A 23,196-nucleotide genomic window follows, 5' to 3' on the forward strand; every position below is an offset into this window, starting at 1 on the left:
TCCTAGTTAATAACAGGATTGATTATACACTTAACCAAGTTATTTAGTCAAGTAAAAAATTTAATATTAAATGGTTATTTACTTTCAATCTCCAAATCGTTTACAGAAGTGTCTTGCTGATCTTTGATGTTTAATTTTTTTGACACTTTGTGCAATTGAGAATCCACGTCATGCAGGTGTGCTAAGATAGAATTAATAGCCTTAACAGTAGGATCATAAACATCACCACCCACAGCATAAGAATCAAAATGGTTTGATTTAACTTGTTGGTCTTTCAATACACGACCAGGTACACCAACAACCGTTTGAAATTCATTGATAGACTTAACCACAACAGAATTTGAACCGACTCTAACATGATTACCAAGTGTAATAGGACCTAGTATTTTTGCACCAGCACCAATCACGACATTATTACCTAGGGTAGGATGGCGTTTACCTTTTTGCCAAGTTGTACCACCAAGTGTAACACCATGATATAAAGTACAGTCATTACCAATTTCAGCAGTTTCACCAATAACTACGCCCATACCATGATCAATAAAAAAACGCCGACCAATAATAGCACCTGGATGGATTTCAACACCTGTAAACCATCTTGCTAGTGATGATATAAATTTTGCCAACCATTTAAATTTTAATCGCCATAATCGATGGCTCAAGCGATAAAATAACATAGCTTGTACACCTGAATAGCAAGTTATAATTTCAAAGGTGTTTCTGGCAGCAGGATCACGATTAAAAATACTTTTAATATCTTCAAAAAATTTCATGTTCAAATTATATCACACAACCCTAATGTCTTAAATTTCGTTTATATGTAAAAGTCTTTATTGACTAATATTTAACGACCGATTTAAAACGCTTGTAATTCCACAAATATTGTTCTGGTTGGGTTATGACCAAATCTTCAATGGCTTTATTCATCAGCGACACATCATCTTCAAGTGTATTGGTGTCAGACAGTATTTTTACTGGTTTAAGGTTAAGCTCATAGCCTTTAGCGATGGGCAAGCGTTTTGCCCATGCCATTACTACTTGAGCATTATTCTTTCTAGCAAGTCTAGCCAATAAGGTCATTGTACGTGTATTTTGAGAAAAAAATGGTGCCAAAATACTGCCTACTTCTCCAGGGTCTTGATCGGGTAATATAGCAATAAGTTGCTTATTATTAATTGCTCTTTGTAATTTAATAATGCCTTTTTTATTGGCTGACGCCATGAATAAATCGCCCTGCTCCCGTTTTGAAAGTAATAATGCGTTTTGCTGCTTGTTTTTTAACGCCTTATACATAAATACGACTGGTTCAGATAATGATACCATTCTAGCCACCAATTCCCAACAACCAAAATGAGGCACTAATAAGATAACAGTCTTGTCGCTTTTAAGATATTCTATGCCTATTTTTTTTGTAATATACTTGGCATTATCATCAAAATTTCTAAACCAAATAAATCCAGACTCACTTAAACTCTTACCTGACTCTATCAGTGATTTTTTAATTAGTATTTGTTGTTGCTCTAGGTTAAATTTTGGAAAACAAAGTTGAATATTCTTACTCACCACAGCTCTGGAATCAGACTTTGTTAAATATAAACATTGGCCAATCAATGTACCAATAAAATGGTTTAATCTCAGTGGCATAATTGAAAAAACCCAAAGAATAAGCCTAATCATTCAAACATTCCTTAGCCTCATTTAGCATGGGTTTCATAGCACTTAGTAGATTTTTATACAAATTTGGCGTACGCTTTTCTTCAGTTAACAACCAATGTTTAAAATGTACTCGTTCGGTAGGCATTTGGTAGCAAGCTGGGCAAGAATCTTTAATTACAGGCAAACATATTGTTTTGGCAAAATTAGCTAATTGTCTTTCTCGAACGTACGCTAATGGTCGAATAATACGCAAATCCTTTGCGTCGTTAATATAATGTGCTTTCATGGTCTGAATTTTGCCATTATGACATATTGACATTATTAATGATTCAGCCAAATCATCTAAATGCTGTCCCAATGCTAAAACATTATAGCCTTCACGCCGTGCCACTTGATACATTAGTCCTCGTTTAATACGAGCACAAAAAGAGCAATATGAATTACCCTTCATGCTTTTTTCGGCTTGTTTCATAATTGGAAAGGATTCAAAAAAATAAGGTACGTCAAATTTTTTAAAAAAACTTTTCAAAGCCTGTGGCTCAAAACCATCTACTTGAGGGTCAATCGTGACTACACCAAGTTCAAAACTAATTGGGGCTGAAGCAAGAAAATGGCGCAAAATATGGAATAAACTCAGCGAGTCTTTACCACCAGATACTGCCAAAAGTATTTTATCCCTCTCTTTAATCATTTTAAAATCACTAATTGCACGCCCGACTGGTTTAACTAATAATTTTGGTAAAATCATTCTAAGTTTAATAGTGTGTGTGTTTTTAGGATTATTTATTTTACTTGTGAAGACCATTTTTATCTTTCTAGGGTTTCTGCACTCAAATAATTTTGAGTGCTTAGCATACAAGAAGTCTTTTCGCTATTGATTATGTTAACGAATATCTAAAATAACAATTCATCTCCTAAAATCTCTATTTCAATTACTTCATGAATAGCGTACTAATTGATTGTTGCCAGCCAAACTATGCTTACTCACTTTTTCACGGTTAACCATGATGATTTTATCACTTAATAGTATTGTCTTCTAGTCCAATGTGTCATAACTAGACTCTGCTAAAGATTGTTGCACTCGCGTTATGGTTTAGGCAAAAAGGGGTTAAGTATTTCTTTGGCGTTAAAATTTGGACGTATAATAAAGATAGTTTATCATAATATGACATAAAACCTTCAAAAATACACAATTGACACGTGTAGTTTTTCTGTTAATGGAAAAGCAGATTTGATGGTTTTTAAAAGTTAAAAATAAATATGATGAGTGTACATAATTGACAAATCCTTTGCTAAACATTTGATATCTACATTGTACTTTCTAGTAATTACCATTTTATGGTTAGTCTCTTACATCAAACTCTAAATCTACCATTTCTACAGGATAGTCAATCTTGATAATTATAAGCGATAAAGTTCATATAATTTTTTAACTGGTATTTTCTGGTGGTGGTTTTTGGCTTTAATACTGATAATATTTTTAGCAAAATAACGAATCAGGTAACTACCAGGAGTCCAATTGGATGATAAGAACAATTGCCCTATAATGAATTAGAGTTATTTTAGTGTTAGTAAAACCTTAAAAACATAAGTATGAGCGTTTTATAGTAACCATGTATTTAATGTTCATAAAGCGTTTCTTAAAGCAAAATTCATCATGGCAATAATTGATCAATAGTCGCCTTGAAATCAAGCACTGATTGTTGATATTTTTTTGCTACTTGGATGTGGTTAAGATTTACACTTTGCTCATTGTTTTGTGCTGAAATAACAAAACTTGTTTGAGAGTTGGTGTTGTTGTATCTTCGTTTTTCCTCTTTAGTGCGCGCCTTGGCAATTTTGATTTGCATTTTATTGGATTCAAGTATTTCCACCAAATACTGAATTTTTTGCTTTAATGCTTTTGCTTTGGCATGGATGTTTAATAATTTCTCTTGCTTTTGCTCTTTAGCTCTAGCAAGTTTTATTTGTGTTTTTTCAATGGTCGACTTGGCTTGCGTACTACCAATAGGATAACTCAACTCCAAACCAATATTCCACGATGGACTTTGATTAAAAATAGAATCTATATAACGACTATCTTCACCTTCACTACTAATACCAAATTTCAAGTCAAGTTGTACTTTCGAATTATTTCTGTCACTCTTTAGTTGACGTTTTAGTAAGTCTTGACTTAAATCAGCTATTTTTAATATTCTAGAATTAGTTAACAAATATTGTTTAAGATTGTCATCATTAGTTGTATAGCGTTGATATAAATCAAATTCAGCTTTAACATCAGAAAAACTAATGTCTAAAGTAATGGCCATTTCATGGCGCAAAATATTTAAATCTTGCTGGGCTTGAAGTTGTTGCTGTTTAGCACTTTGATAAGCATCTTCTTGTAACAATACATCAACCTTATCAACGACTAACATGGTAAATTTTTGTTTAACCAGAGTCAATTCTTGAATGGCTAAATTTAGCCGTTGATTATTAATCATTAAACGCACTTGAGCATAAGCTAAATCAATAAATTTTTTTAGTTGGGTAAGTATAAAAACCTCTTGTTGCTCAGTAGCTTCAAGCTTAGATATTTGTATGTCAATATTAGATAAATCTATATTTAGACGATCATTAATACCACTTGCATTTTTCAAAAGTGGATGAACATAATCAATAGAAAATTTATTTCTATTGGTGTTTAAACTGGCAGTTGTAGCCTTATTTTTATCTTTCCAACTATGCTTGAGAGTAATATTAGCACCTAAACTTACTATTTTTTTAGTTGCTGAAAAATCAACTAAAGTGGTATTTAAATTATTATAAGTCGTTATGGATGAAATATTATTCACATCTTCACTCTTAAAATTAGTGTTTACGCTAACGATCCAATCTTGATTAGCCGTGGTTGCTTGTTGATCAATTTTCTTAATTTGTACAGATAAATCAAGCTGTGTAAAAAAAGGATGCGTATCTTTTAAACGCTTAATAAATTCATTTTGTGTTATTGCTTGAACATCAAGACAAGTAATAAAAATCAACGCAGTCGTTAGGTTTTTTTTCATGCTGAAACGACCTTTTTAATCTCGTTAATAATAACATATAACTTCTTATCTGTGGTATCAATCACCACATCTGCTACCTCTTGATATAAAGATTCACGCTTTGATACTAAATCACGAATGATTTTTTCTCGATTGCTTGATTGTTCAAGTAGTGGCCTAGATTTAGAATTTATGGTACGTTTGAGCAATTGTTCAATTGTTGATGATAAATACACTACAAAATTATCATGTTTAAGCATTTCTCTATTTTTAAGATTAATGACAATACCGCCGCCAGTGGCAATGATAATATTCTTAATCTCACATAAATCAGCCAACATTTGTGTTTCGCGTTTGCGAAAGCCTTGTTCACCCTCTACATCAAAAATATGCTCAATGGCCACACCTGTACGTGCTACTATTTCAAAGTCTGAATCAAAAAAATCACGCTTAAGAGAGCAGGCCAAACGACGACCAACTGATGTCTTGCCAGAGCCCATCGGTCCAACTAAAACAATATTTGACGAATTACCGCTCATTAAAGTTTTTTCCCGTAACTGGTACTACAGTACAACAAGATGCTTTATCATTACTGTTGTATTTTAAAAATGTCTTGGGGTGCAGGTGCATGTTTCACTTTTGCGCCTTTAGTGGTGGACAATGAAATGACAAATATTTTTCTTCCACAACACTAAAACTCACATGTTTTTTGAAAATTATCTACGAATAAATCCATTAACAAAACCCCTTGGCAATCCAGTGTTGGTATTGCTCATTTCTACCATAAACAGAATCAAAATATAAGGTTTGCAACTGTTCAGTTACTGGACCGCATGTACCTAAACCGATTGTACGATTATCAAGTTCACGAATAGGGGTTATCTCTGCCGCTGTACCTGTAAAAAATGCCTCATCTGCAATACACACTTCATCACGAGTGATACGTTTTTCAATCACTTCATAACCCAAATCAGTTGCCAATTTGAATACAGTATCACGGGTAATACCTGCCAGTGCTGAAGTTAAATCAGGTGTGTAAATAACATCATTTTGCATAATAAAAATATTTTCACCACTACCTTCAGCCACAAAACCATCAACATCTAACATTAATGCCTCATCATAGCCATCAGTTAAAGCTTCTTGCAAAGCCAGCATTGAGTTAATGTAATTTCCATTGGCCTTGGCTTTAGTCATAGCAACATTAACATGATGGCGCGCATAACTTGAAGTGCGAATGCGAATGCCATTTTTCATATTATCTTCACCTAAATACGACCCCCATTTCCAAGCAGCAATAATGGTATGCACTTTAAGTCCATCAGCACGTAATCCCATGCCTTCCGAGCCATAAAAGCACATAGGGCGAATATAGGCACTATCAAGATTATTTTTAACAACTGCATCTTTTTGGGCTTGGTTAAGTTCGTCTTTGGAAAATCCAATATTCATGTTCATAATTTTGGCAGAATTAAACAACCTGTTGGTATGTTCTTCAAGGCGAAAAATTGCTGGTCCTTTTTGGGTTTCGTATGCACGAACTCCTTCAAATACGCCCATGCCATAGTGCAGAGTATGAGTTAATACATGGACTTTGGCCTCACGCCAATCTACCCACTCACCATCAAACCAAATTAAACCATCCCTATTGTCAAATGTATGCATTTTTATTCCTTATCCAATTCAAACACAACGTGTAATGAACGCACTGCCAATTCCAAATACTTCTCATCAATCACCACTGAAATTTTAATTTCGCTGGTGGAAATCATTTGAATATTAACACCCTCATTATGCAATACCTCAAACATTTTCGAGGCAATACCCACATGAGAGCACATACCAATACCCACTAATGATACTTTAACTACTTTATTATCACTTTGAACAGCTATTGCGCTTAATTCTTGACACAAACGATCTAGAATTTTACTAGCGATTTTAAAATCATTTCTATGCACAGTAAAAGCAAAATTAGTCAAGCCTTCACGTGCTGATACACTTTGCACAATCATATCAACTTCGATATTAGCTGCGCTAATTTGGCTTAAAATTTTAAATGCAATACCAGGCTTATCTGGTACACCGATTAAACTTAATTTTGCCTCATCTTTATTATAAGCAATGCCTGAAATAACTGCCTGTTCCACAATATTCTCCTCACTGGTAATTAACGTACCTACTGGATTGTCAATCAAAGATGACAATACCCTTAATGGTACTTTATATTTTGATGCAAGCTCCACTGAACGAATTTGCAAAACTTTTGAGCCAAGCGACGCCATTTCTAACATCTCTTCATAACTCACAACATTCATTTTTCTAGCATTTGGCTCAATACGAGGATCAGTTGTAAACACACCATCTACATCAGTATAAATTTGGCATTCGTTAGCCTTAAGCACAGCCGCAAGTGCCACAGCAGTAGTATCAGAACCACCACGACCTAACGTGGTAATGTGTCCATTTTCATCCACACCTTGAAATCCTGCTACAACAACAACTTTGCCTTGAGCTAGGCTTTGACAAATACGATGATCATCAATCGACTTGATGCGTGCTTTACTATGTTCAGAATCAGTCATAATACGTACTTGCGAACCTGTATAAGAAATCGCATCACAACCTAACTGTTGCAACGCCATAGTAAGCAAAGCAATCGTCACTTGTTCACCAGTCGTTAATAAAACATCCATTTCTCTTAGAGAAGGTGTATTTTGAATAGTTTGTGCAAGTGCAGTCATTCGATTGGTTTCACCACTCATGGCAGATACACTTACTACCAATTGATTGCCTGTTTCTTTAAATGCTTTGATTTTTTGTGCAACCGCCTGAATACGTTCAGCCGAAACGACTGAAGTGCCACCGTATTTTTGTACAATTAACGCCATTAATTATAATTCAATCAATAATTATCAAAATTATACGTTAGCAATCACGCTTTCAGTAATAAAAAAGCACTCTATCCATTATTAAAATAAGTCTTGTTTGTCAATCAAAAAAGTCCACAAAAGCAACCTTTTTTTAAAAAATTAACGTTTAATTATTACTTATTATTAAAGACATATTTTGGCTTGAAAGTATAAACTAGCAATAAAATGGTTGTTAGTGCAATCAGCACATCAATAATTAACGCCTCAGAAATAAAAATAGCTAATACCTAAATATTTACTAATTGTGTCATCAATAATGGAATAAAGCTTACTAATAATACTAAAATAGATGCAAACACTGTGTGTAATGCTCGTTATTTCTAGCGTATTTTTAAGAGAAGCAACCCATTTTTCACCAGTAGAGAGTATTTCTTACTGGTATTGGTCTCTAACAAGTCATTAAAAACCTCAGCATTGTTAAATGCACCTTGCGGACTATCCTCTTTCTCATTCCAGCAACGATTTTCTTTTACCATTGCTATCTACACACACAAGTCGGCAACATTGGAAAATACTTCGACTTATCTTTAATCGAAATGTCGACTGCTACCATTCCCGGTATTATCCTGTCCAAACGATATAAGTCAATATTAGCATCAGAATCATACTAAAACGTAGTGCGTGAATAATTAAATCCCTATTTCAATTTCTGGTATTACAGATTCTGCAGTAGATGTTAATATTTTAGTTTATATAATCGACCAAACAATTGGAATAAATTTTAGCTTGTCAGTAATAAATTTAGTTAAAAAATTAATCATTAGATTTTCTAATTTAGAGGTTTCGCATAGATATTTTTTTATCTTTTGGGCAAAAAGTTACCATAAAAATTGGTATAATGGTGGTCATGGTAATCAAAATTGTGAACATATTAAAATAAGTATCAGACCTATTAAAAGAAAATATCCGCAAACAATAAAGTAAAAAAATCAATCATGTTGCTTACAATCGCTAAAGTTTCAAGAATAATAGTGGCAGCAATTACACTTTGTGTTGCATCAACTGGACTCAGATTTTAAATATGTAACTCATTCACCACCTAACAACTTACACTGCACGCCCTGTCAATAGCAAGCAACAACATTAGTTTCAACACCATCATGGTGGTAAGTTTATATTCGGTAAATCTTATTAAACCTAGCATAATTAGATTTGTTAATTACGTCAATGAGTTGGAAAATCGAGCCATAATAGACTTTATTTAACTGCTAAAGTGCAATGATTACAACTAAAAGTGAGATTAAAAACAAACGCCATTTCTGTATCAAGTTATATAACATAAATACTAAGAAATATGGTTCACCATCAATTTTGTTACCAGATCAATCGTAGAAGAAACCCAAAGCAAATAATCGGTTTTAATTGTGTCAGCACTGAATTATTTTCAATATATTAATAAACCACGATTGATACATATTAGATGAAATATCCCACTTACCGCCTGCATTTTCACAAATTTCTTGTGTCATTTTTACTGGTTCAGATTCGTTAAGTCGTAATTCTATTTCAAAATCATAATTGACAATTTCATCCGAATCAACATAAGGATTATTGCCACTAATACAATCTTTCTCAACATTTAGTATTCAAGTAGTAATACGCAAATATTTTATTTGTTTTATGCTGTATCAGAATAATCAGTTGGATTAATCGTATCTAATAGCTTAATATCAACTACCTTATCATCAAACACATCTTGAATCTCCACATGAAAAGTAGAATCTTTAATATCTCCATCAAAAAATATTTATATTTTGGCTTCTGATTTAGATAAATCACCTAAACTATATGAAAGTGTGTGGGTTGTTGTGACCAAACCATACTGAGAGTTAGTGGCATCAACAGTTGAATTGCCAAAATTACCAATGGTTGAACTAAATCTACTAAACGTAGAGTCTTCATAAATCATTTTGTCTATCACTTTTGTTTGATTGTCAACGAACTGGTAAATAATGTCACCAAAGCAATGGTTAGTATTTTATTCATCTGTTTCATTTTCTTTCCTCGTTTAAATCGTTCAGTATTGACAGTTATTTAGTTTTTTAGACATTTTTTTAGCGTTCTAGTCGACCATAAATTTTTTATTTTGTACTTAAAGGTTTTTCCATGCCAATAGTACAAAACCACCAATAATTAACATATTTATCAACTAAATTGTCCGAAACCAAATTTCTCTCAATTGCTTTAATCTTATTACCATTTTTTTAAAAGTAAAAAGTACAATAATCAACAAATATTATATCAATATAACTAATACGATTGTCATATCACTAATTAAATTTTTTAGTAGTTGGCTTGAGTTTGTGAACTTTTTACCATCGACAGAACAATCTGCTTTAATGTCGGTATTTTAAATGTAGTTACGTTTCATGTTTTCCATCATACCCAAGCAGTCATAAAAACTATAGGTTTCATGTTTAAGTTTTCGTAAAATAACATCACCAAAAGTAAAGTCTGAAACGCCACCGTATTATCACGTACAGGCTGGGTAAACGGCGAACTTTGCGAATAGAATGAATAAAAATTTCATACGACTACAATTTATTTTGATTTTTAAAATCAGTAATCGGCATACCCGCACCTTTAAGTTTATCTGAGCGAAAAATTGGCAAGTCTTGTGCATTAATAATATTAGCAGATTTTGGTTTATTATTTAAATAACGCTCTAATATTAGCGTTAGTGGTTTTGAATCTTTTGACCTTGAAATAAGTGCAGTAATATCTTTCACCTTACCTGGTGATAGTATAATTATTAAAACAATAAAAATGATTAACAAAATGAGTTTGTATCATAATATCATCAGCTAATAAATAATTAGATGAGTACACTAAGTTCTTATTAATGCTTACTTAAGCCTACTCCTGTATTAAAACAATTGGTAAAAATACTAATAATACTATTTTTTTTAAAAATAAGCAAAATTATAATACTTATCAAAACCTGTTTATCTAGGTAAAATAGCAGTTTTTTGTTTCAAAAAAATATGAAATTTAATCTATTCACTCTAATTTTTTTAATAGCTACTTTTAGCTATGTTATTACTTTGTTGTGGCTAAATGTTAGACAAAGTAAGGTAGTTATTCAATCATTTGATAAAATACCTAATGAATTTAGAAAAAAAATTACGCTAGAAGAACACCAAAAAGCAGCTAAATATACACAAGCAAAGCTTAAACTAAATTATTTTGAAATTATATTTTCAACTGCCGTGTTACTACTATGGACACTTGGTGGTGGATTGAATTACTTAGATAATATTTGGCAAGCGCAAATCAACAATATTTTGTACACAGGTGTGGGTTTTGTAATAAGTTTGATGGTAATAGGCAGTTTGATTGATTTGCCATTTAGCATATATCGAACTTTTGTATTAGAACAAAAATTTAAGTTTAATCAAACCGATACGAAAACTTTTATCATGGATTTACTTAAAGGCGTACTACTCATGCTGATTATTGGCTTACCACTGATTTTTGCCATTCTTTATTTAATGAGTGTTATGGGTGAATATTGGTGGATTTATGTTTGGTTGGTTTTCACTGGATTTTTGCTATTGATATTTTGGCTTTATCCCATTTATATTGCACCCATTTTTAATAAATTCAAGCCACTAGATAATGTTGAGTTAAAAACCAAAATTAACAATCTACTTGAACGTACAGGATTTAAAAGTAATGGCGTGTTTGTGATGGACGGATCTAAAAGGTCATCGCATGGTAATGCCTATTTTACAGGTATTGGAAAAAACAAACGTATTGTATTTTTTGACACACTACTTAAAAGCATGAATGACGATGAAGTTCAAGCAATTCTTGCTCATGAACTGGGGCATTTTCACTATAAGCACATAAAAAAGCACATGATTAGTTCATTTACAATTTCCTTGCTTGGTTTGGCCTTTCTTGGTTATTTGATTAATCAAGATTGGTTTTTTCATGGGCTTGGTATTAGCAATCCATCAAATCATACAGCTCTTATTTTATTTACACTAACTATACCAGTGTTTAGTTTTTTTATTGCACCTGTTAATAATTACCTATCACGAAAATATGAGTTTGAAGCTGATGCTTTTGCTGCTAAACATACCAATGCAGACGATTTAGTATCTTCGCTGGTGAAGTTATATAAAAATAATGCCATAACCCTCACGCCAGATTATTTATACTCAACTTTTCATGACTCTCATCCAAGCGCATTAATTCGCATTAATCAGCTCAAGACTTACAAACAATAAACGGTATACTTAAAATCGATTAGAGGAAGAATCTATGAACCAATTATTGTTAAGCACAATGTTAATTGCATCAAATGGCACACTTGCCAATGAAGAAGGTAGGGAGTTACACAAGGAATCTTGTATTACCTGTCATATTATTGAACATGACGATACTTTTTACACACGAAATAATTCGCGTTTACACAATCATTTTGAGTTACGTCATCAAGTGAGAAATTGTGTTAGTGTATTTAGCATTGATTGGTTTCCTGATGAGGAAAAATCAGTTGTGGATCATTTAAACAGTGAATATTATAAGTTCAAAAAATAGTACACAACTTTACCTCTAATGCACCATCAAAAGTGGCGACTTAAAAAAACTCAAGTTGAACGTATTGCTAGAACAAATAAAGCCTCAAATAATTTTGAAGAATTACCCGTTAATACTAATAAAAAACAAACAGGCTTGGTCATTACTCGTTATGGACAACGTTTATTAGTTAAAGCAAACTCAGGTGAGTTATATCAATGCACTGCTAGGCGAAATATTGACTTATCTATTGCTGGTGATCAAGTTATCTTTCAAATAACGCAGTCCAATCAAGGTATTGTCACCGCCCTGATTAAGCGTCATAATCAACTTCATCGCGCACATAAACTCATTGCTGCCAATATTGATCAATTATGGTTGGTGGCTGCCATTGAACCGCATTATCAATTTGAATTAATTGATCGCTATTTAGTGGTAGCTGAAAATGCAAAATTGCCTATTAATATAGTAGTCAATAAAATTGATCTGGCAAGTGATATGAAAAAAATTAAATTTGATTTTTCTATGTATGAAAATATCGGCTATTCTGTGAATTATTTAAGTGTTAAAAAACAAATCAATATTAATCAACTTAAAACTCAGCTTAATAAAAAATCTAATATTTTTTTAGGTCAATCTGGTGTAGGAAAATCTTCATTAATCAATGAGTTAATACCTAATTTAAATTTAGGTGTTAACGAAATATCTGCTAAAAGCAAACTTGGTAAGCATACAACAACTAACACCATACTTTATAACATACCTTCAGGTGGTGATTTAATTGACTCTCCAGGCATTCGTGAATTTCAATTAGATGAACTCATCAATCAAGAAATTTTAAATGGGTTTAAAGAATTTAAACCGCTCATTAATGCCTGTAAATTTAGAAACTGCGCTCATATCTTTGAACCAAAATGTGCAATTAAATTAGCAGTCAAATCAGGCAAAATTCACCAGAAACGTTACCAATCTTACTTGACTCTAGTTTCATCATAAAACAAGATTAATCATTCAAATTTTATCAAGTAAATCATTATCTAATATTTTACTAACTTGAGTGCGCATATAAACCAAATAATTTTTAGTAAATTTAATAAAGACTGCCAAATCTATTAGTACACTATGTCCTGGATGATTATTTTAGATTGTAAGGTTTCAAGCCTATCCTAGGATTTAATTTAGCCAACTCAGAAAGGTATACGTACAGTCTTTTGGTCAGTAGAAGGGTTTTTAATTCATCTGTGTTAATTATTGACGTAACTGATTCTAACATTTAATTGCCACTAATAATGCCAATATCAGCATGAGTGTCAATCAGTATAAAAATGCAACTAATTGCTAAAAAAATAACGATACATCATTCCAATTTTTGGATGAAAAAAATATTTATTAGTTATGACAGATAAGAACTCAATATTTTGGAATTATCTTTTTTACAAAATAAAGATTGAAGTAGATAGATGTTATTTTAGTTTGTTAAAAATAAAAGAAAGTCTTACCAGGCTTAGCCAGCCAAGTATCAATAGCACACCGCCTATTTATGTAATAAAGAAAAAACCTTGTAGTTTGGTAAAAGTATATAAGTACAAACTACCTGAAAATAACACAATACCTGCTATAAAAATCCAAATACTTTGATCGATAGACCTAGACTTAAATGAGACACGCTGCGAATACATAGCTAATATTGCAATCATTAAAGTATGATACATTTGATAAGTTATCGCTGTTTGTATGCGTGTAATATCTTCTACTTGCATAATACCCTTTAAAATATGCTCTGACATTGCGTCCATTATCACTACTAAAGCACCACCTAATGCTATAAATATCCAAAAAAAATTCATCAGCTATTTTTCTTATTTATATAAAATATTTATAATTACACGTTTAAATTAAACAGGTTGTCTGTTTGAATTTTATTTAAAGAATAAAACAGTATCATCACCATAAATACGCCTCATTTATTGACAGGATAGTTCAAATAGTCATTTTTCTAAAAAGCATATATGTATTGAAGTTGAGCACGTTGATCATATCAACATAGTAAAAGGCCTATCTAACTCAAATCCAAGCTTGTCAAAATATTCTATCATTTCAGTTAAGGCAATAAAATCATAATGATTATTAAAAATTAAGGTGTGGTTTGCATAGAAATTGTCGATAATGTAAATCGTATCTATATTTTTCTTGAATACCGCTTAAATAACATTCAACAAGTACGAAAATTAACTCACATTGAGTACAAATAAAATAATCTAAATCTTTGTTCTTAACAATAGTATTTTAAATCAGTTGATTGGCATAAACTGGAATATACACATGCTCCATGTGTACAGTTTATCCTTTGGGTCTCTTTATGTTTCAATACTTACACTGAAATGCAATGTTTCGTCTGCCAATTATTTTCTTATTAATGCATTTAACATGAAACAATAAATGGATTTTCTTGTTCATCTTGAGATTACAACTCCTCCACCTACTATTAAATTATCAATACTTCGCAAGGCTTTCATAGGAATATCTTGAACGGCTTTTGGATGATGAATACCATATAATCATATTTCGGCTTTACTGACACCTCTTAAGAGTAACCTATTTTTCATGTCCTCCAGTGCGCCTCTCTAATCCTAGAATAATGTCACCAAAACCTTGAATAAATGACATACAATAATTTTGAATCCATTTTAAGGCATGGTGGGGCGTGAGCGACTTGAACGCTCGACCAGCGGATTAAAAGTCCGATGCTCTACCAACTGAGCTAACGCCCCTATTTATTTAACGATCTAAAATTTTAACACTTTACGTAAAAAAAATGAAATTATACATTAATCACACCTTATGAATTAATCAAAAACTAGGTTTTATTAACGATTTCTTTAAGTAATTTACCAGGCTTAAAAAACGGTACAAACTTCTCACCTACTTGTGTCCTTTCACTAGTTTTAGGGTTAATACCTTGACGAGGCTTACGATGTTTCTTGTAAAAACCACCAAAACCTCTTATCTCAATACCTTGACCAGAAACAATACCTTGCGTTAATTCTTGCAAAATTACTTCAACCGCTATTTTGGCATCAATTTTAGACAAATCAGAACTATCTGATAAGTTTAAAATAAGGTCAGTCTTTTTCATATATAGGTAAAAACAACCACATATCATTATATAATTGTTTTTAAATACTACTTATTGTCTTTTGCTTCTTTTAGTAAATCACCTAATGTAGAACCAGATGCATCAGAAGATTGTTTGTTGTAATTTTCCATTGCTGCTTTTTCTTCAACTGAGTTTTTAGCTTTAATACTGACTGAAATATTACGAGTCCTTCTGTCAACATTCACAATCGCAACCTCCACTTCTTCGCCAATTTTTAATATCGAGGTTACGTCATCAACACGATTTTCTGAAATTTCACCTGCTTTCAAATAGCCTGTAATATCTTCACCCAAACTAATGATTGCACCATGTGAATCAACTTCCATAATCACACCCTTAACAATTGAACCTTTTCTATTGGCAGATGCGTATTGCATGAAATTATCTTCTAAAAGTTGCTTAATACCTAAAGAAATACGTTCTTTTTCAGCATCAATATTCAAAATAATCACTTCCAATTCTTGTCCTTTAGAATAACTAGATACCAACTGGTCTGAGGATTGTTTTTCCCATGAAATATCAGCTAAGTGAATCAAACCATCAATACCACCTGGAAGACCAACAAATAAGCCAAAGTCAGTGATTGATTTAACACTAACAAGGATTTTGTCACCTTTGTTATGTGTTACCTCAAATGATTCCCAAGGGTTTTCTTGGGCTTGCTTCATAGATAATGAGATACGGTGCTTGGACTCTTGAACATCTAATACAACCACTTCAACTTCTTGACCTAATTTAACAATTTTAGAAGGACGGGCATTGGCATTTGTCCAATCCATTTCACTCACATGAACTAAGCCTTCAACACCCTCTTCAATACGCACAAATGCACCATAATCTGTTAAGTTAGAAACCGTGCCTGGTACTTTCTTGCCGATAGGCAAGCGATCTGAAATATTGTCCCAAGGGCTGGCAGTTAATTGTTTAAGTCCCAATGATACACGTATTTTTTCTTTATCGTAATTAAGCACTTTAACGATAATTTTATCACCAATTGTTAATTTTTCAGATGGGTGGTTAACACGTTGCCAAGAAATATCTGTAATATGCAACAAACCATCAACACCACCAAGATCAATAAATGCACCATAATCTGCAAGATTTTTAACAAGACCTTCGATTTCCTTGCCTTCTTCAAGACCTTCAAGTAGTATTTCTCTATCGGCAGAGTTGGCTTCTTGTAATACAGCTTTTCTAGAAATCACAATATTGTTTCTAATTTCGTCCATCTTAATAACAGTAGCTTCAATTTCTTGACCTATTAAGTATGAGAAATCTTTTACTGGGCGTATATCAACTAATGAGCCAGGTAAGAATGCTTTAACTACACCAATATCAACCGTCAAACCACCTTTAACAGCACCAGTTACAACGCCAGTTACAACTTCCTTAGAATTCATCGCCAATTCAAGTGATTGCCATAATTTAATACGCTTAGCATCTGTATATGACAACAAGGTATTGCCTAAGCCATCATCAATTGATTTAAGTGCAACTTCGACAATATCGCCCTCCTCAACCTCTAATTCTCCTTGTGGATTTTTAAATTCATCTAGAGAGATAAAACCCTCTGATTTAAGTCCAACATTAATAATCGCTTTTTCACGATTAATACTAACAATAGTCCCCATTAAAAGAGAACCAACTTTTACGTTTTGTTGTTCTACACTATTTTCAAATAACTCAGCAAATGATTCTGACATATTATTATTTTGATATTGACCGGTAATTTTTAAGCTATTTACGGTATATACGCTTAATACATTATCGGATAAATTTATTAAAAAGGCTTAACCGCTTAAGCCTCAATTAATGCTACCACTTGAGTGATAACCTCATCAATAGATAACTTAGTGGTATCAATGATAAGTGCATCTTTTGCAGGTTTAAGTGGAGAGTATTTGCGCAAACTATCATGCTTATCTCTTACTTTCACCTTTGCTAAGATTTGTGAAATTATACCCTTACTACCTTGCATTTGCATTTGTCTTAAGCGCCTATTAGCTCGCTCATCAGCACTTGCAGTTAAATATACTTTAAATAGTGCATTAGGAAAAACAGTTGTACCCATATCTCTACCATCTGCTACCAGACCTGGAGCTTTGGCAAAGTCTTTTTGCCACTTTAAAAGAGTAGCACGAACCATGCCAATAGAAGCAATTTTTGAAGCCATCCCTCCTATTTTCTCTGTGCGTAAAATATTAGAAACATCTTTACCATTAAGATAAACACTCACAAGTTCATTACCTAGTTTGGTTTTAAATTCTAAATCAATGGTTTGTGCAATTTTCTCCAAAGCCTCTTCATTAGAAATATCAATTTTTCTAGCATCAACCGTTAAAGCAAAAGCACGATAAATCGCCCCAGAATCTAACAAATTCCAGTTTTGTTTTTGTGCTACAATTCTTGCCACAGTACCTTTTCCAACCCCACTTGGGCCGTCAATGGTTAAAATTGGTATTGTATTTTGACTCATTTATCCACACCTCGAAATTCAGACACACTGACGTTTATCAAGTTTTTTATAAAAGTCCTGATTAAGGTCAAAATTAGCACTAATTGCTGTACCTATTTAGTAGAATCAACAAATCTTCTGATTTTTTTGACAAATTTTCATTTCGTGAAATGATTGTACGATTACCAACATAGACTAATAAGAATCTTGATTCATTTGCTTACACCATTAAGTTCAAACAATTAATATTTTTCATTTTACTTCAGAACTCCAAAAGAACACTTTTTTAGTTGGCTCGTTTTACTTACCAATTTCGGAGCGCATATGTGGAAACAGAAGTACGTCACGAATTGATGGTGAATTAGTGAATAACATTACTAATCTATCAATGCCAATACCCTCACCTGCTGTAGGCGGCATGCCATATTCTAGAGCACGAATATAATCAGCGTCATATTGCATGGCTTCATCATCGCTTGCATCTTTTTCTTCAACTTGTTTTTTAAAGCGTTCAGCTTGATTTTCAGCATCATTTAATTCAGAAAAGCCATTGGCAATTTCACGACCACCAATAAACAATTCAAATCGATCAGTAATAAATGGGTTATCGTCATTGCACCGTGCTAGTGGTGATACTTCAGTTGGATATTCAGTGATAAAAGTAGGTTGAATGAGCTTTTCTTCAACAGTAGCTTCGAAAATTTCGATTTGAATTTTGCCCAAGCCCCAATTTTCTTTGACTTGAATACCTAATTTTTCTGCTATTTTTTTAGCGTTGTCCTGATTTAAATTGGTTGCTGTTAGATTTGGGTTGTATTGTAAAATTGAATCAAACACACTAATACATTCAAATGGCTTTGAAAAATCAAAATCATTACCTTGGTAATGAATATTGGCGCTACCATAGACATCAAACGCAATACCGCGGAATAATTTTTCTGTCAAATTCATTAAATCATGATACGTAGCATAGGCTTGGTAAAATTCAATCATGGTGAATTCTGGATTGTGCCTCGTGGAAAGCCCTTCGTTTCTAAAGTTACGACTAACTTCAAATACCCTGTCCATACCGCCAACAATTAAACGCTTCAAATAAAGCTCAGGTGCAATACGTAAATACATAGGCATATCTAATGCATTATGATGAGTCTCGAATGATTTGGCTATTGCGCCACCTGGAATAGTTTGCAACATAGGTGTTTCTACCTCGATAAAATCATGATTATTAAAAAAATTACGAATATAGCTAACAATTTGACTACGGCGTTTAAACGTATTGCGTGACGTCTTGTTCATAATCAAATCAACATAACGCTGACGATAACGAGTTTCTTGATCGCTCAGTCCATGAAATTTTTCAGGCAACGGGCGCAGTGATTTGGTTAATAATTTAATATCACTAATACGAATTGATAGTTCACCTACACTGGTTTTGAATAAAACACCTGTAGCACCAACAATATCACCAATATCCAATTTTTTAAACTGCTCATTATAAAAATTTTCTGGCAACTCATCACGAGTGATAAAAAGCTGAATTTGTCCACTAGAGTCCTGTACATGGACAAAACTAGCTTTGCCCATCACACGTTTGAGCATCATCCGACCTGCTATAGATACTTGTACGTTTTTTTGCGCTAACGCTTCTTTAGAAGAACTATCAAATTTTTGAATAATATCTTGCGCTAAATTTTCAGGCTTAAAATTATTAACAAATGGATTGCCAGCCTCTCTTAATAAAGCCAATTTTGATTTTCTTTCAATAATTAATTTGTTATTATCTTGGTCGCTCACTAGGCCTCCTTTTATATGTGTTTCTTGTTCTAGTTCTATTTTGTGCCAATACCTTTGCTTTAATGATTAAATCACTTAGTTCATTTTTATTACTCATGATAACATCATAATCAATTTTATGACGTTATCATCGGCTCGATATTCGTATAAAACAACCTTTAAAATTGTGCAAATATACCCTGACATATTAAAATCACCTTCGTTGTTATGTCGATATTATAGGGTTTACATTTAGCACTATTTTTGCAAATAATCTTCAACATCCAACAATATATCTAAATCTTCACTGGTAATAATCATGAGTGATGCTGAACTGTAAGCAATAAACAATAGATGACACAACTCAATTAAATGACCTTGTGTAATAATATTATTCACTTTTTATGTAATTTCAAACAACGCTATGTTCACAGATTTTAATAAGCAGTTACTACTGATTCATTTTAATAAATTTTTAGCCTTAGATGTGTCCACAGTGCTTTTAATACTAGACTTTTTAACCAATAAAGAACGTACCAAAAAGAACAAGCCTAAAACCAAAAATACAAAAGGTGCAAACCATAATAAATAGGTATTTTTATTAACTGGCGGTTTAAACACGATAAAATCACCATATCGATCAGTCATAAATTTACGAATATTATCATCGGTATTTTGCTTTAATATTAACTCTCTGACTTTTTCACGTAAATCTTTAGCCAATCCTGCGTTTGAGCTGCCAATGCTTTGACCCTGACAAACTGGACAGCGAATTTCGTTGATTAATGCTTGATAGCGTTGTTGTTGATTATTAACAAAACTTTTAACTTCAACATTCTCAGCATGGGCAGGATTAATAAGTTCTAATAGAAACAAAAATTGAATAAAATAACGCACAATAAAATTGTGTTTTAAATTAATAATTTTAACCTATGCCATTGATTACGCTTGACAATATTTCTCTTAGTTTTTCTGACAAACCTATCCTAAACGAGATAAATTCAACCATCCATAAAGGCGATAAAATCGCACTTATTGGTAGAAATGGTGAAGGAAAATCTACTTTTATGCGTATTCTTGCTGGCACAATTGAGCCAGATGATGGTAAATTAAAAATAAAAAAAGGTACCAAAATTAGCTATTTAGAACAAACACTGCCACAAGATAATGATAAAAATCTATTTGACATTGTGGCAGAAGGTCTGGGAGAAATTGGCATTATTCTCAAAAAATACAAGCATTTAATTAATGATGGAAAATTAGAAAAGGTTGACGAGGTACAAGAAAAAATTGATCAGTTAAATGGTTGGCAATATTTACATAAAATTCAAGCTATTCTTAATCGTTTTACACTCAACGCTGATACGATTTTATCCACACTTTCTGGTGGTTGGAGAAGGCGTGTTATGCTAGCTCAAGCGTTAATTCAAGAACCAGATGTGTTATTGCTTGATGAACCAACTAACCACATGGATATTACTGCCATCCTTAATCTTGAGTGTATGTTAAAAGATTATCATGGTACTTTAGTACTTATTAGTCATGATCGCTCATTTGTTAAAAGTATTGTTAATCGTGTGTTTGATCTTGATCGTGGAAATTTATCAGTATTTAATTGTGATTATATTGATTATGTCAAACGCAAAGGTGAACAACTGCACGCCGAAGAAATTGCTAACACACGATTTGATAAAAAACTTGCACAAGAAGAGACTTGGATCAGACAAGGCATTAAAGCTAGACGCACTCGCAATGAAGGACGCGTTCGCGTTTTACAATCTATGCGTGAATTATTTATAAATCGCCGTACGAAAAAAGGCCAAGTTAAAATCCATGCACTAAATGATGAAAATCGCGCCTCCAAATTGGTGTTTGAAGTTAAAAAAATTAACTATCAAATTGCCGACCTAACCTTGATTAAAGATTTTTCTATGCCGGTACTCAAAGGTGAGAAAATTGGTATTATTGGCGACAATGGCACTGGAAAATCAACCTTTATTAAGCTTTTACTTGATGAGTTGCAACCCAATAGTGGTTTTATTCGTCGCTCTAAAACCATTCAACTAGCCTACTTTGATCAAATGCGTGAGCATCTTGATCCTAACATGAAAGCTATGGATTTCGTCTCTGAAGGTCGTGAACGTATTGATATTGGCGGAAAAAATAAGCATATTATTGATTACTTACGTCAATTCTTATTTACTGGAAAGCAAGCCATGACAGCAATTAAAATGTTCTCTGGTGGTGAAAAAAATCGTCTCATGTTGGCTAGAATCTTATCCAAACCCGCTAATTTATTAGTGCTTGATGAACCAACAAATGATCTTGATGTAGAAACACTTGAATTGTTAGAAGAAATGTTGATAGATTATAGCGGTACTTTAATTTTAATCTCTCATGATAGGACTTTTTTAAATAATATTGTTGGCTCTACAGTTGTTATGGATGGTAATGGCATTATCAATCAATACGCTGGTGGTTATAATGATTATCTGATTCAAAAACAAGACAAATTAAACCAGCAAAAAGATAAGCCTAAAATTAAAATAACTAAAAAACCAACAGAAAATACTAAAAAATTAAGTTACAAACAACAGAAAATACTAAAAAATTTACTAAAAAAAATTGAGAAAGTTGAAATAAAAATTGAGAAAGTTCAATTACAATTATTAGACCCTGAGTTTTTTCAACAAGAAAAATCTCAAGATTCCTTAATCGCACTTGCCAGATTAAAGTTTGATCTTGAAAGATATTATGAGAAATGGGAAGCTTTGGAATGATACCATTAATCGTTGACTTGGACCATACATTAATTAATACAGACTTATTGTATGAGTCTTCAATGGGTGTATTAAATAAAAATCCACTACTTATTTTTATTTATCCCTTTTGGTTCTTGCATGGAAAAGGCCACTTAAAAGAACAATTAACTAAGCGATTTTCTATTGATGTCAGTACCTTACCTTACAATCAAAATGTCATTGACTATATCAAAAAACGTAAAAAACAAGGTGACAAAATCATCCTTGCTACTGCTTCACACAAACTATACGCTTTTGCTGTTAGCAATTATCTTAAAATAAAAAAAACTCAGGCAAAAAATAAACAACAAGATTTTGATCTTTTTACTCACAATGACCAACAAACAACCGTTAAAAAAATTGATTTATTTGATGACGTCATGGCAAGCAACAAAAATTTTAATCTATCTTCATACAATAAAGCAGAAAAACTAATTGAACGTTTTGGCGATAAAGGTTTTGACTACATGGGCGATCATATGCGTGATTTACCTATTTGGGAAGTATCCAATTTGTCAATTTTAGTTAATGCTTCAAACAAAGTGATTAATAAAACTAAGCATCTTAATACGCTAATTTTATCAAAAAAAGTGCACTATTTTTAAAACTGCTACTTTTTTAGTACAATTCTAAAAGATAAAGTGTTAATTTACGCAACTTAATATTCGCTTTTTAAATAAAAAAGTTCAAATCGTTATATCTTATCTTTAGACCCTTTCAATTAAATATGATAGAATACCTAAAAGCAGGTATATAAAGCTTGTAACAATAAATGTGACAATAATTACTCTGGTTATTTTTAAATTTTTTCCAAAAACTCGATTGTTAATCCACCACACAAAATAGCTAATAACAAAAACAATGATAA

22 protein-coding genes and 1 tRNA gene are annotated in these 23,196 nt (G+C 32.4%); 5 read left to right on the forward strand and 18 right to left on the reverse strand.

Annotated elements, in window-relative coordinates; translation table 11 throughout:
* Window positions 1-74: 74 nt before the first annotated feature.
* The 10 genes from cysE to RMAG_RS05445 form a co-directional block, all read right to left on the reverse strand.
* Complete coding sequence (cysE, locus tag RMAG_RS02895; RefSeq protein WP_011737955.1) at window positions 75-773, reverse strand: serine O-acetyltransferase; 699 nt, start codon at window positions 771-773, stop codon at window positions 75-77.
* A gap of 64 nt (window positions 774-837) precedes the next feature.
* Complete coding sequence (locus tag RMAG_RS02900; protein ID WP_024792271.1) at window positions 838-1,677, reverse strand: lysophospholipid acyltransferase family protein; 840 nt, start codon at window positions 1,675-1,677, stop codon at window positions 838-840.
* The gene (locus tag RMAG_RS02905) at window positions 1,670-2,461 is read right to left on the reverse strand and encodes a tRNA 2-thiocytidine biosynthesis TtcA family protein (RefSeq protein ID WP_011737957.1); all 792 of its coding nucleotides are present in this window, start codon (window positions 2,459-2,461) and stop codon (window positions 1,670-1,672) included. Before RMAG_RS02905 ends, RMAG_RS02900 begins: the two co-directional genes overlap by 8 nt.
* A gap of 596 nt (window positions 2,462-3,057) precedes the next feature.
* Complete coding sequence (locus RMAG_RS06255) at window positions 3,058-3,192, reverse strand: M61 family metallopeptidase (protein ID WP_157834510.1); 135 nt, start codon at window positions 3,190-3,192, stop codon at window positions 3,058-3,060.
* Window positions 3,193-3,311: 119 nt separating this feature from the next.
* Window positions 3,312-4,703: a TolC family protein gene (locus RMAG_RS02910; protein WP_011737958.1), complete on the reverse strand. Its 1,392-nt coding sequence runs from the start codon at window positions 4,701-4,703 to the stop codon at window positions 3,312-3,314.
* Window positions 4,700-5,221: a shikimate kinase gene (locus RMAG_RS02915; RefSeq protein WP_011737959.1), complete on the reverse strand. Its 522-nt coding sequence runs from the start codon at window positions 5,219-5,221 to the stop codon at window positions 4,700-4,702. Before RMAG_RS02915 ends, RMAG_RS02910 begins: the two co-directional genes overlap by 4 nt.
* Before the next feature lie 196 nt (window positions 5,222-5,417).
* Window positions 5,418-6,347 carry a branched-chain amino acid transaminase gene (locus tag RMAG_RS02920; protein ID WP_011737960.1) on the reverse strand — a complete coding sequence of 310 codons (930 nt, stop codon included), beginning with the start codon at window positions 6,345-6,347 and terminating at the stop codon, window positions 5,418-5,420.
* Between the two features lie 2 nt (window positions 6,348-6,349).
* Entirely contained in the window at window positions 6,350-7,573 is a 1,224-nt protein-coding gene (locus tag RMAG_RS02925; RefSeq protein ID WP_011737961.1) for an aspartate kinase, read from the reverse strand.
* Between the two features lie 1,789 nt (window positions 7,574-9,362).
* Complete coding sequence (locus RMAG_RS05840) at window positions 9,363-9,524, reverse strand: hypothetical protein (RefSeq protein WP_162146612.1); 162 nt, start codon at window positions 9,522-9,524, stop codon at window positions 9,363-9,365.
* 625 nt (window positions 9,525-10,149) lie between these two features.
* A complete protein-coding gene (locus tag RMAG_RS05445; protein ID WP_148196292.1) occupies window positions 10,150-10,344 on the reverse strand; it encodes a hypothetical protein in 195 nt (64 codons plus the stop codon).
* A 255-nt stretch (window positions 10,345-10,599) separates the two neighbouring features.
* Between RMAG_RS05445 and RMAG_RS02935 the strand changes: the two genes are divergently transcribed.
* The 3 genes from RMAG_RS02935 to rsgA are packed head-to-tail and all read left to right on the forward strand — an operon-like array spanning window position 10,600 to window position 13,138.
* On the forward strand, window positions 10,600-11,850 hold the full coding sequence (locus tag RMAG_RS02935; RefSeq protein ID WP_011737963.1) for a M48 family metallopeptidase: 1,251 nt from the start codon (window positions 10,600-10,602) through the stop codon (window positions 11,848-11,850).
* Between the two features lie 34 nt (window positions 11,851-11,884).
* Window positions 11,885-12,163 (forward strand): hypothetical protein, encoded by a 279-nt coding sequence (locus tag RMAG_RS02940; protein WP_011737964.1) that lies wholly within the window; start codon window positions 11,885-11,887, stop codon window positions 12,161-12,163.
* A gap of 18 nt (window positions 12,164-12,181) precedes the next feature.
* On the forward strand, window positions 12,182-13,138 hold the full coding sequence (gene rsgA / locus RMAG_RS02945) for a ribosome small subunit-dependent GTPase A (protein ID WP_011737965.1): 957 nt from the start codon (window positions 12,182-12,184) through the stop codon (window positions 13,136-13,138).
* 542 nt (window positions 13,139-13,680) lie between these two features.
* On the opposite strand, the gene RMAG_RS02950 is transcribed toward rsgA, so the two are convergent.
* The 8 genes from RMAG_RS02950 to RMAG_RS02980 form a co-directional block, all read right to left on the reverse strand.
* Window positions 13,681-13,989, reverse strand: a complete 309-nt coding sequence (locus tag RMAG_RS02950) for a DUF423 domain-containing protein (RefSeq protein WP_011737966.1) — start codon at window positions 13,987-13,989, stop codon at window positions 13,681-13,683.
* A gap of 848 nt (window positions 13,990-14,837) precedes the next feature.
* Window positions 14,838-14,913: transfer RNA gene (locus RMAG_RS02955), tRNA-Lys, on the reverse strand.
* Between the two features lie 86 nt (window positions 14,914-14,999).
* On the reverse strand, window positions 15,000-15,278 hold the full coding sequence (locus RMAG_RS02960; RefSeq protein ID WP_024792107.1) for an HU family DNA-binding protein: 279 nt from the start codon (window positions 15,276-15,278) through the stop codon (window positions 15,000-15,002).
* Window positions 15,279-15,325: 47 nt separating this feature from the next.
* On the reverse strand, window positions 15,326-17,029 hold the full coding sequence (gene rpsA / locus RMAG_RS02965; protein WP_269077363.1) for a 30S ribosomal protein S1: 1,704 nt from the start codon (window positions 17,027-17,029) through the stop codon (window positions 15,326-15,328).
* A gap of 68 nt (window positions 17,030-17,097) precedes the next feature.
* On the reverse strand, window positions 17,098-17,775 hold the full coding sequence (gene cmk / locus RMAG_RS02970; protein WP_011737969.1) for a (d)CMP kinase: 678 nt from the start codon (window positions 17,773-17,775) through the stop codon (window positions 17,098-17,100).
* Window positions 17,776-18,054: 279 nt separating this feature from the next.
* On the reverse strand, window positions 18,055-19,548 hold the full coding sequence (lysS, locus tag RMAG_RS02975) for a lysine--tRNA ligase (protein WP_011737970.1): 1,494 nt from the start codon (window positions 19,546-19,548) through the stop codon (window positions 18,055-18,057).
* Between the two features lie 237 nt (window positions 19,549-19,785).
* Window positions 19,786-19,926, reverse strand: coding sequence for a hypothetical protein (locus tag RMAG_RS05845; protein ID WP_187145675.1), 141 nt, complete (start codon window positions 19,924-19,926; stop codon window positions 19,786-19,788).
* Window positions 19,927-19,986: 60 nt separating this feature from the next.
* Window positions 19,987-20,424, reverse strand: coding sequence for a cytochrome c-type biogenesis protein (locus RMAG_RS02980; RefSeq protein WP_011737971.1), 438 nt, complete (start codon window positions 20,422-20,424; stop codon window positions 19,987-19,989).
* A 35-nt stretch (window positions 20,425-20,459) separates the two neighbouring features.
* Here RMAG_RS02980 and RMAG_RS02985 point away from each other — a divergent pair, with 35 nt between their 5' ends.
* Together RMAG_RS02985 and RMAG_RS02990 are read left to right on the forward strand one after the other, a co-directional pair.
* Window positions 20,460-22,307: an ATP-binding cassette domain-containing protein gene (locus RMAG_RS02985; protein WP_011737972.1), complete on the forward strand. Its 1,848-nt coding sequence runs from the start codon at window positions 20,460-20,462 to the stop codon at window positions 22,305-22,307.
* A complete protein-coding gene (locus RMAG_RS02990; protein WP_011737973.1) occupies window positions 22,304-22,933 on the forward strand; it encodes a haloacid dehalogenase-like hydrolase in 630 nt (209 codons plus the stop codon). Before RMAG_RS02985 ends, RMAG_RS02990 begins: the two co-directional genes overlap by 4 nt.
* Window positions 22,934-23,196: the final 263 nt, after the last annotated feature.

This window comes from Candidatus Ruthia magnifica str. Cm (Calyptogena magnifica), from assembly GCF_000015105.1.
Lineage (GTDB): Bacteria > Pseudomonadota > Gammaproteobacteria > PS1 > Pseudothioglobaceae > Ruthia > Ruthia magnifica.

Bases quoted from the DNA above. Each gene is read 5' to 3' on its own strand.
- RMAG_RS05840 (WP_162146612.1), bottom strand. From the start codon at position 9,524: ATGATTTATGAAGACTCTACGTTTAGTAGATTTAGTTCAACCATTGGT.
- RMAG_RS02935 (WP_011737963.1), top strand. From the start codon at position 10,600: ATGAAATTTAATCTATTCACTCTAATTTTTTTAATAGCTACTTTTAGC.
- rsgA (WP_011737965.1), top strand. From the start codon at position 12,182: ATGCACCATCAAAAGTGGCGACTTAAAAAAACTCAAGTTGAACGTATT.
- RMAG_RS02915 (WP_011737959.1), bottom strand. From the start codon at position 5,221: ATGAGCGGTAATTCGTCAAATATTGTTTTAGTTGGACCGATGGGCTCT.
- RMAG_RS02905 (WP_011737957.1), bottom strand. From the start codon at position 2,461: ATGGTCTTCACAAGTAAAATAAATAATCCTAAAAACACACACACTATT.
- RMAG_RS02990 (WP_011737973.1), top strand. From the start codon at position 22,304: ATGATACCATTAATCGTTGACTTGGACCATACATTAATTAATACAGAC.
- RMAG_RS02925 (WP_011737961.1), bottom strand. From the start codon at position 7,573: ATGGCGTTAATTGTACAAAAATACGGTGGCACTTCAGTCGTTTCGGCT.
- cmk (WP_011737969.1), bottom strand. From the start codon at position 17,775: ATGAGTCAAAATACAATACCAATTTTAACCATTGACGGCCCAAGTGGG.
- RMAG_RS02960 (WP_024792107.1), bottom strand. From the start codon at position 15,278: ATGAAAAAGACTGACCTTATTTTAAACTTATCAGATAGTTCTGATTTG.
- cysE (WP_011737955.1), bottom strand. From the start codon at position 773: ATGAAATTTTTTGAAGATATTAAAAGTATTTTTAATCGTGATCCTGCT.
- RMAG_RS02940 (WP_011737964.1), top strand. From the start codon at position 11,885: ATGAACCAATTATTGTTAAGCACAATGTTAATTGCATCAAATGGCACA.
- RMAG_RS02950 (WP_011737966.1), bottom strand. From the start codon at position 13,989: ATGAATTTTTTTTGGATATTTATAGCATTAGGTGGTGCTTTAGTAGTG.
- RMAG_RS02920 (WP_011737960.1), bottom strand. From the start codon at position 6,347: ATGCATACATTTGACAATAGGGATGGTTTAATTTGGTTTGATGGTGAG.
- RMAG_RS02910 (WP_011737958.1), bottom strand. From the start codon at position 4,703: ATGAAAAAAAACCTAACGACTGCGTTGATTTTTATTACTTGTCTTGAT.
- RMAG_RS02900 (WP_024792271.1), bottom strand. From the start codon at position 1,677: ATGATTAGGCTTATTCTTTGGGTTTTTTCAATTATGCCACTGAGATTA.
- RMAG_RS02985 (WP_011737972.1), top strand. From the start codon at position 20,460: ATGCCATTGATTACGCTTGACAATATTTCTCTTAGTTTTTCTGACAAA.